5 protein-coding genes, 1 rRNA gene and 1 pseudogene are annotated in these 9,481 nt (G+C 60.8%); 2 read left to right on the forward strand and 5 right to left on the reverse strand.

Translation table 11 applies throughout. The features are described 5' to 3' along the window. The 4 genes and pseudogenes from ASN89_RS28800 to ASN89_RS23580 form a co-directional block, all read right to left on the reverse strand. Window positions 1-136: pseudogene (locus tag ASN89_RS28800) on the reverse strand (ribonuclease R); the annotation flags it as partial. A gap of 87 nt (window positions 137-223) precedes the next feature. After that, on the reverse strand, window positions 224-1,303 hold the full coding sequence (locus ASN89_RS23570; protein ID WP_058050972.1) for a S66 peptidase family protein: 1,080 nt from the start codon (window positions 1,301-1,303) through the stop codon (window positions 224-226). 88 nt (window positions 1,304-1,391) lie between these two features. Beyond that, window positions 1,392-4,145, reverse strand: a complete 2,754-nt coding sequence (locus tag ASN89_RS23575) for a TonB-dependent receptor (protein WP_235432882.1) — start codon at window positions 4,143-4,145, stop codon at window positions 1,392-1,394. 216 nt (window positions 4,146-4,361) lie between these two features. Continuing rightward, window positions 4,362-6,161 (reverse strand): ABC transporter substrate-binding protein, encoded by a 1,800-nt coding sequence (locus ASN89_RS23580; protein ID WP_058050975.1) that lies wholly within the window; start codon window positions 6,159-6,161, stop codon window positions 4,362-4,364. A gap of 217 nt (window positions 6,162-6,378) precedes the next feature. Here ASN89_RS23580 and ASN89_RS23585 point away from each other — a divergent pair, with 217 nt between their 5' ends. Together ASN89_RS23585 and dacB are read left to right on the forward strand one after the other, a co-directional pair. Further along, window positions 6,379-7,617 (forward strand): nucleoside recognition domain-containing protein, encoded by a 1,239-nt coding sequence (locus tag ASN89_RS23585; RefSeq protein WP_058050973.1) that lies wholly within the window; start codon window positions 6,379-6,381, stop codon window positions 7,615-7,617. A gap of 8 nt (window positions 7,618-7,625) precedes the next feature. Continuing rightward, window positions 7,626-9,128 carry a D-alanyl-D-alanine carboxypeptidase/D-alanyl-D-alanine-endopeptidase gene (gene dacB / locus ASN89_RS23590; protein ID WP_058050974.1) on the forward strand — a complete coding sequence of 501 codons (1,503 nt, stop codon included), beginning with the start codon at window positions 7,626-7,628 and terminating at the stop codon, window positions 9,126-9,128. Window positions 9,129-9,347: 219 nt separating this feature from the next. Here dacB and rrf read toward each other — a convergent pair. Beyond that, window positions 9,348-9,460, reverse strand: a 5S ribosomal RNA gene (gene rrf, locus ASN89_RS23595). Between the last annotated feature and the right edge of the window lie 21 nt (window positions 9,461-9,481).

Here is a 9,481-nt window from a genome sequence, read left to right on the forward strand (position 1 = left end):
CGAGGGACAGCAGCGAGTAATCCGCGACGGCGCCCGCCAGCAGCAAGCCCTGGTTGGCGCGGAAACCCTTCAGCACCTGCAGCGTGAAGGCCAGCGGGTGGCTGAGGATGTAGGTACTGGCGTGGCGGTTGATCATGTCGGATGCGGTGAAGAAGGCGGCGCGGCCTCGTGCCACGCCTGCAATCACACTAGCATACTGACAAACGCCCCGCTGCACCGTACGCTAGCAGACGCCTGGCTCCAATAAGGTCAAGGTTTGCCGGTCCGCATCCAGGGTGGCCAATATGCCCATCGGTATCGTGAACTGGTGGCGGATGTGGCCGAACGAGTAGCCGCTGACGGCCGGCACGCGTAAAGGCTGCAAATGCTGGTCCAGAGTGTCGTTCAAGGTCAGCGCGGTGTCGCCCTCGGCCGCCTCGCAATGCTCGAAGATGCCCAGCATCAAGGCCGCCGCCTTGTTGAACCCCACGGACAGGTCGAGCTGGCACAACATCCTGTCGATGCGGTACGGTACTTCATTGATTTCTTCGAGAAACAAAATATGCTCGCGGAAATCGGCCGCATACGGCGTGCCGGCCAGCGCGCTGACCATGCACAGATTACCGCCCGTCAAGCGTCCCGTCGCCTGGCCGCCGTGCACGGTGCGGATGGCGAAGTTTGGCTGCGTCTGCGCGCGGCGGTGATTGTCCAGCGCCATCGGGATCGTGTACTGCTCTTGCGGCGTCATCAGCACGTTTTGCAGCTGCGTCACCGTGTAGTCGGAAAACGTGGACGAGGCCACGGGGCCGTGAAACGTCACCAGGCCCGTCTGGCGGAGTATGGCCAGGTGCAGGGCCGTGATGTCGGAATAGCCGATCAGCACTTTCGGGTTGGCGCGGATCAAGACATAGTCGAGCAGCGCCAGCAGTGAAATGCAGCCGGAGCCGCCGCGGATGGCCCACACGGCCTTGACGTCCGGGTCGCGAAACGCGGCGTGCAAGTCGTCCAGGCGCTGCTGCACCGTGCCCGCATAGTTGCCGTGCACGGCGCGGATATTGGCGCCCAGGCTGGCGCGCAAACCCAGCGATTCGATATTGCGCACAGCCTTGGCGATGGCGTCTTCATCCGTAAAACCGCCCGGTGCGATGATGGCGACCAGGTCGCCTTCGCGCAGGCGCGCCGGTTTGATCAATGCGTGTTGCTGTTGCATGCGTTTGCCCTTCCCTTGCGCGGCCGCCGCCCACGCCGGTGTGCCTGCCGCCCCAAGAGTGGCGGCCAGCAAGCCGCCGAAGCGGCGCCGGCTGAGATTGGTCTGACTGGACATGCGGCCCTTTCCTGGAATAAAAACGGCGACGCCAGGCGCCGCCGCACGAGGTTAGCACGCCAGCGGGATCGCCGCCGGCATGGTTGCCTTACATGAACTTGTACTTCAGCTGGAACGACAGCGAACGGCCGCGTGGATCGGCCACGCGCGGGTCCCAGCCGGCGCCCACCACTTCGTCCACGTTGTGCGCGGTGAACGGCGGATCGCGGTCGAACAAGTTCTGGATACCGACGGTAATCGTCGTATTTTTGAAGCCCGTGTAGGTGCCCGACAAGTTATACGTGGTGTAGCTGGACACGTCCGGCTTGAAGCCCGGTGGCGGCGTGCCCTTGCCGCCATTCGGCACCTGATCCTTGTAGCCCGACGAAAAACTCTGGATCAGCAAGCCGCTCCAGTCGCCGCGCGCCACGCCGAAGCTGGCGTTGTGTTTCCAGCGCAGGTACAGATCGCGCGTATAAAACTTGCCGACCAGTTCCTGGTATTCCTGGCCTTGATATTCCGCAAACTTGAAGCTGTCCATATACGTGCCGTCCAGGGTCGCCGTCCATTTCGCGTCCTGGATCTTGCCTTCGCCGCGCAAGCCCACGTCGAGGCCGCGCACGCGGCTGCCTGCCGCATTGATCCAGCCCGCCTGCACGTACTCGATGGTGCCGTCCGGATTGCGGTGGATGTACTGGTTCAGCGCCTGGTAGTTGGCCAGCACGATTTGCGGCGTGCGGTTCAGGATGCGGTCCTTGGTATTGATGGCCCAGTAATCGAACGAGGCCGAATAGCCCTTGAACGGCTCGATGACAAAACCGACGCTGCCCTGCTTCGACGTTTCCGGCTTCAGGTTCGTGTTGCCGCCCGTCCTGTAGTCGAGGCGATCGATCGCGCAGTACTCGGGCACGCCCGGATGCTTGGCGCAACCTTCCTGATCGATCACGCCGTTCGGCAATTCCTGGCTCAGCGAACCGGAATACAGCTGCTGGAAGCTTGGCGCAAGGAAACCCTTGCTGGCCGAACCACGGAACAGCAGGAAGTCGGTCGGCTGGTAGCGGAAAGCCACTTTCGGATTCGTCGTCGCGCCCACCAGGCTGTAATCGTCGCGGCGGATGGCCAGCTGCATTTCCAGATCCTTCGTGACCGGCACCAGCAACTCGGCATAGACGGCCTTGACAGTACGGCTGGCATCTTTCAATGCGGCATTGCCTGGCGCCAACAGGATCTGGATGGCGTCGACGTCTTGACCGAAGCTGTAACCTTCGCGGCGCAAGTCAAAACCGGCCGCCATGGCCAGCGCGCCGGCCGGCAACTGGAACAGCTCGCCCGAAACGGAACCGTCGATCTGCGTCAGGGTCGTCTTGCCATGCTGGAAGTCGCCACGGAACTTGGTCGATTCGATCAATTGCTTGGCCGCTTCCGTCTGGCTCTGGCCAGCGCCCACCCACGGATTGATGATGCCGCTGGCCAATGCCGCGTACAACTTGTCCGTGTAGGAGTAGCCGTCCGTCAGCTTGGTCTTGGTGCTGCTTTCGGCGCGCGAAATGCCGGCCTTGTAATCCCACTTGCCAAAGTTGCCTTCAAAGCCCACCAGCACGCGGGCATTGTCCGTCGTGTTTTCCTGCGTGCGGTTGCCCACGTCATTGGCGCGCCATTTGTAGGAAATCGGCTTGGTCCTGTCGAAAGAAGGGATGTAGGCCGACAAATCCTGATAGTACGCGCCGCCGACCGGATACAAATTCTTGTTGGCAACGGTCGCCTGCACTTGCATCGGCGTCAAAATGGCCGTGGCCTTGGTGCGCGAACCGAGCACTTCGACAAACATGCGGTGGTCGGGCGCCAGCTGGAAGGTGCCGCGCGACAGCAGATTGGCCCGTTCGACGGGGAATTGCAGCACATAGTCGGCGCCATAGTCGTAGGCGCAGGAATACGTGGTGCGCAGCGGCGAGGTCACGTCTTTCCACAGTGCCGTCTGGTACTGCGACATGCCGGCGATGCTGTCGCACTTGCCCTGGAAACTCAAAGGATTGGCTTGCAGGTATTTATTCGCATCGCCTGGCAGCTGGAACGAGGCGCCCAGCGCCGTTCCGGCACCCGCCATCTGGTTGGCAAACGGCGTGCCCGTCGTATCAGGCGACAGGCCGCGGCCCGGCTGGAAGCCGTTGACAAAGGAGCGGTCGCTGCCGTTGAGGCGCTCGGCCTTGTCGACGGTCAGGCTGGCCATGATGTTGTAGCGGTCGCTTTCCAGCGAGCCCGTGCCGGCCAGGAGTGAGGCGCGGCGCGTGGCGCCGCCGCCTGCCTGCGTGTCGTTGGTGGAGACGGACGCTTCCACGCCGCTGTAATTGGTTTTCAAAATGAAATTGATCACGCCGCCGATGGCGTCCGTGCCGTAGATGGCCGAGGCGCCATCCTTGAGAATTTCCACGCGCGAAATCGCGCCCAGCGGGATCGAGTTCAAGTCGACCGACTTGCCGCTGGCGCCGTGCGTGGCGATGCGGCGGCCGTTCAACAGCACCAGGGTGCTCGACGGGCCCAGGCCGCGCAGCGAGGCGAACGAAGCGCCGCCGCTGACCCTGTCGGCATCGGCGCCAAACACGTTATTGCCCGAGGTCATATTATCGGCACCCGTGCCATTTGCCGACAGGGTACGCACCAGTTGCTCGGTCGTCGTGATGCCCTGTTTTTCGATCTGGTCAAAGGTGATGACTTGCACCGGCAGCGCGCCTTCCTTGGCCACGCGCTTGATGCTGCTGCCCGTCACTTCGACCCGTTGCAGCGCTGGCGCGGCCGCTTCCTGTGCCATTACCGGCCCCACCACCCCCATCAATGCCACCAACTGCGCTAGCTTTTTCAATTTCACAGGTCTTCTCCTTGTTGGGCAATCGAAACTTGAGTCATCAAGTCAGGCTGTTAGATATGTCGCAACGTCTGTCTCGCAGTACATTTTTTTATGACAATTGCGCATGACTTTATTTGTTTTCATTTTCAGAGTAGCGCGATGCATCCGCGGCCAGCCAATGAAAAATGCTTTCCTAACCATAACTTTTTGGAATGAATGCCCTTTTCAGCGACATGGTCACTTGCCTGCGGGGCTACCCTTGGCTTTATTCACATCCAGATAGCGCCAGGACGTGAATTCCACGGGGTGGCGCCTGTAGTTTTTTAGCCACGGTTGTTGCAGGTCGGCAGAGATGGGATGCGTCAGCAACACCCACGGCGTGTAGGCGTGGATCAGCTGAAACAGGTCGAAGTACAGACTGCGTCGGCGCGGCGTATCGGATAGCAGGCGCGCCTCCTCATAGCGTTTATTGTAATCGGGCAAGTTGAAGCGGGCATAGTTGGCGCGGCCACTGTTGGGACCGTACAACAATTGCATAAAGTTATCGCCATCGGGGAAGTCGGCGATCCAGTTGGTCTCGAACATCTGCACCTTGCCCAGGCGCGAGGCCTTGATGATTTCCGTCTTCTTGTCGCTTTTAAACTCCACGCGCACGCCGATGGCGTTCAGGTTGCGGCGCCACAATTCGTCGCGCAAGCGTCCCACCGTGCTCGGCTCCGTATGCATGGTGAGCAGCAAGGGCGTGCCGTCCGGCTGCGTACGGAAACCATCTGGACCCACCTTGTAGCCGAAGCGGTCCAGCAGGGCGCGCGCCAAGGCCGGATCGTAGCCGACGGGGCTGCGGTAATCCTTGTCATAGCCCAGCACGTTGGGCGGCAGCGGCGACTGGGCCGGCAAGGCCAAGCCTTTTTTCAGCAGCGCGATATCTTCGCGGCTGTTGTAGCTGAGGGCGATGGCGCGCCGCAGGGCCAGCTTGTCCTTGCTCGTGCCGCCCAGCACGGGGTCGTCCATGTTCATCCACATGTAATACGTCTGCAGCACGGGAAAGCGCGTCAGCTGCATGCCCTTGGCGGCCAATGCAGGTTTCAAGGCGCCGTTTTCCAGCACCATGTCCGTCATCGATTCGGGCACTTGCTCCAGATAATCGAACTCGCCTTTCAGGAAACCCAGCATGCGCGATTGGTATTCCTCGACGATGCGCACTTCGATGCGCTCGACCAGCGGTAATTGCTTGCCTTCCAGCGCCGTCGCGATGGCGCGCGCATCCGGTGGCAAGGCGGCCAGCGCCTTGGCTTGCGTATGGAACACAGTGGCACGGAAAGTCGGATTGGCCTGCAGCACGATCTTGTCGCTGCGCTTCCATTCCTTCACCAGGAACGGCCCCGTGCCCACGGGGTGATTACCGATCTGCCCTGCCGCCGGGTACGCTTCGGCCACTTCGCGCGCCACCACGGCGGTCGCCGGCATGGCCAGGTAAAACAGGAAATTCGGATCGACGCCATTGAGGCGAATGCGCAGGGTGTATTTGTCCAGCGCCTGCAGGCCGGCAATCGGCGTGTCGTAACTGAATTTTGTTTTCAGCGCCGCATCGCCCACCAGTTTGTCTTCCAGCAAGAACAGCCACGGCGACTTCAGGCTGGGGTCATACAGCCGCGTCAGGCTATACACATAATCCTGCGCCGTCACTTCGCGCGGCTTGCCTTTGAAAGCGGGATCGGGCGTAAAGAAAATACCGGGCTGTAAGTGAAAAGTATACGTGCGTCCGCCATCTTCCACGGTCGGCAAGCCGCGCGTCGTATTGCCCTGCAGCTGCACCGGGCGCGCCAGGTAGTCATAGCGCAAGAGCGGATCGAAAATGTTTTCCATCAAGTTCAGGCTGGCCAGGTCGGATGCCACGGCCGGGTCCAGGCCCGTCTCGCTCGTGCTCAAAAACAAGTGCAGGGTCTTGTTCGCGCGGGCATCGGCGGCATGCGCGGGCACGGTAAAAAGCGTCAACAGGGCCAGGCCGGCGGCGCAGGCGGTTTTGCGTAAAAACATCATCAGTGATCCAGTACAGACAAGGGTAACGAACAGCAATAAGCGACAGGCATCTCCCACACTACTCGGGCACGCTGCGGGGCGCCAATGAAAACAGGCTGCCAGCTTATAACTTTTTGGCATGCGATTGCTGCATTCTTTCATCAACTCGTATCGGGCTGCCCCTATACTTTGCTTGCAGACACTTTTCACTCCCGACACACAGAACTGATCGCATATGGCACTTAATTACATCTGGTCCGGCTTTTTCCTCGTTGGCTTCCTGGCCGCAGTGCTGCAGTGGCTGTTTCTCGGCGATACCGATATCTTCAAGCGCATCATCGACGGCACGTTCGAGACGGCGCGCATGGGCGTGATGGATATCGCCCTGCCGCTGGCCGGCGTGATGACCTTGTGGCTCGGCATCATGAACATCGGCGAAAAGGCGGGCATCGTCGGCTGGCTGGCGAAAGTGATCGCGCCCTTCTTTTCGCGCATCTTCCCGGAAATTCCCAAGGACCATCCGGCCACGGGCCACATGGTGATGAATTTCTCGGCCAACCTGCTGGGCCTGGACAATGCGGCCACGCCGTTCGGCTTGAAGGCCATGGAAAGCCTGCAAACCTTGAACCCGAACAAGGAAGAGGCGACGAATGCGCAAATCATGTTCCTGGTGTTGCACACTTCGGGCCTGACCCTGATTCCGCTGGCCATCATGGCGCAGCGCTCCATCCTCGGCGCGGCTGACCCGTCCGACATCTTTATCCCCTGCATGATCGCCACCTATGTGGCTACCATGGTCGGCATCATCACGGTGTCCATCAAGCAACGCATCAACTTGCTCAACCGGGTCGTGCTGGGCTGGATGGGCGGCATGACCACCGCCATCGTCGCCATGATCTGGTACTTCACGCAATACCTGACGAAGCAGGAGATCGAACTGGTCTCCAAAGTGGTCAGCAATCTGGTGCTCATCAGCGTCATCGCCATCTTCATCATCGGCGCCCTGCGCAAGAAGGTGAACGTGTATGACGCCTTCATCGAGGGCGCGAAAGGCGGCATCCAGACATCGATTACCGTGATTCCCTACCTGGTCGGCATGCTGGTGGCCATCAGCGTCATCCGCAACGCGGGCGTGTTCAATTTCCTGATGAGCGGCATGAACTGGTTCTTCGCCAACCTGGGCATCAATACGGACTTCGTGCCCGCCTTGCCGACGGCGATGATGAAGCCGCTCAGCGGCTCCGGCTCGAAAGCCATGATGATCGACGCCATGAATACCTATGGCGTCGACTCGTTCGTCGGCCGCCTGGCCTGCGTCTTCCAGGGCTCGGCCGACACCACCTTCTATATCGTGGCCCTGTACTTCGGCTCGGTGGGCATCCGCAAGACGCGCTATGCCATCACGGCCGGCCTGATCGCGGATCTGGCTGGCGTGATCACCGCCGTCTTCGTTGCCTACGTCTTTTTCCATTAAGGAGCACCATGTTACGTCCTGTCCTGATGGCTGCACTGTTGGCGGGTCTTGGCCTGTCGACTGCGCACGCGCAATTGCCCGAATCCGTCAGCCTGCTGCTGCGCAGCGCGAATATCCCCGAAGACGCCATGGGCGCGATCGTCTTGCGCGGCAACACCACCGTGCTGTCGCATGGGGCCGAACGCAGCATGCAACCGGCCTCCACCATGAAGCTCGTAACGACGGCCGTGGGCCTGGAGCAGCTGGGCCCCATCTTCCGCGGCCGCACGGAGTTGCGCACCAGCGCCGACGTCATCAATGGCGTGCTGAAGGGCGACTTGATCCTGCGCGGCGGCGCCGATACGGATTTCAATGCGAACGTGCTGGAGCACATGCTGCAAACCCTGCGCACGCAAGGCATCGTCAAAATCAAGGGCGACCTGATCCTTGACCGCCAGCTGTTCCAGCCGGCCCGGCCCGACATCGGTGCGCCACCGTTCGATGAGTCGGCCGAATTCCGTTACAACGTCATCCCCGATGCCTTATTGCTGAACACCAATCTGCTCGATATCAATATGAACTCGACGGAACGGCAATTGAGTATCCTGATGCAGCCGGCGCTCGAGAACGTCAGCATTACGAGCGACATGAAGCTCATCAAGGGCAGTTGCGCCAGATGGGAAGACGGCTGGCGCCCGCCCGAATACCGGCGCGATGCGAGCGGCAAGCTGCAGGTAATCCTGCACGGCACTTTCCCGCAAAATTGCAGCAAGGCTACCAGCATCAACGTGCTTGATCGCAACGATTACGCGGATCGCTTGTTCCGCGCGACCTGGAAACGCCTGGGCGGTACGATCACGGGCACGGTGCGCGAAGCGCCGGCAACTGGCTTGCCGCCGACGGCCGAACCGGTCGGCACGCGCATGCTGGCCGACCACGTGGCGCGCGCATTGCCGGAGGTCCTGCGCGATATCAACAAAACGTCCGACAACACCCTGGCCCGTACCCTGTTCCTGAGTCTGGGCAGCTTGCAAAGTGATGGCTGGCTGGGCAGCCGCCCCGTCGCCATGGCGGCGCCGGAAGACACGGCCAACCGGGCGCGACAAGTCATCCAGGAATGGTTCCAGCGGCACAATATTAATACTCAGGGCATGTTGGTCGACAACGGTTCAGGCCTGTCGCGCACGGGACGCATTGCACCGGCGCAAATGGCCGGCGTCCTGCAAGCCATGCAGCAAAGTCCGTGGGCGCCCGAGTTCCAATCCAGCCTGCCCATCGTCGCGCTGGACGGCACCATGCGCAAGCGCCTGCTGAACAGCCCGGCTGCCGCGCGAGCCCGCATCAAGACGGGAACGTTGAAGAATGTGGTGGCCATCGCCGGTTATGTCCCCGACGCCAACAACCAGCTGTGCGTGGTGGTCGCCATGATCAATAGCGACCTGGTCGGTAACGGCAACGGCCGCGCGGCTGTCGATGCGCTGATTGAATGGGTCGCCAAGAGCGGCGCCACGCCGGTAGTAGCCGGCCAATAAAGGAAAATCAGAATAGAAAGGCAGCGCGCAGCGCTGCTTTTTTCGTTTGTCACCTGGTTGCCAACTTGTCGGATTACGCTCCGCTAATCCGACCTACCCGGCGTTCTATGGACGTAGGTCGGCTTAGCGCGCAGCGCGTAAGCCGACGCCAGACAAAAGCACCAGACGAAAAAAAACCCGCCAATTACTTGACGGGTTTTTCTCTACTGCGAATAACAAGCCTGACGATAACCTACTTTCACACTGGTTGCAGCACTATCATCGGCGCAAAGTTGTTTCACGGTCCTGTTCGGGATGGGAAGGGGTGGGACCAACTTGCTATGGTCATCAGGCATAACTTGTACTGGCGTTTG

The organism is Janthinobacterium sp. Ant5-2-1 (assembly GCF_001445815.1).
Taxonomy (GTDB): Bacteria; Pseudomonadota; Gammaproteobacteria; order Burkholderiales; family Burkholderiaceae_D; genus Janthinobacterium; species Janthinobacterium lividum_E.

Excerpts from the sequence above, each read along its gene's own strand:
- ASN89_RS23570 (WP_058050972.1), bottom strand. The coding sequence starts at position 1,303 with ATGTCCAGTCAGACCAATCTCAGCCGGCGCCGCTTCGGCGGCTTGCTG.
- ASN89_RS23580 (WP_058050975.1), bottom strand. The coding sequence starts at position 6,161 with ATGTTTTTACGCAAAACCGCCTGCGCCGCCGGCCTGGCCCTGTTGACG.
- ASN89_RS23585 (WP_058050973.1), top strand. The coding sequence starts at position 6,379 with ATGGCACTTAATTACATCTGGTCCGGCTTTTTCCTCGTTGGCTTCCTG.
- dacB (WP_058050974.1), top strand. The coding sequence starts at position 7,626 with ATGTTACGTCCTGTCCTGATGGCTGCACTGTTGGCGGGTCTTGGCCTG.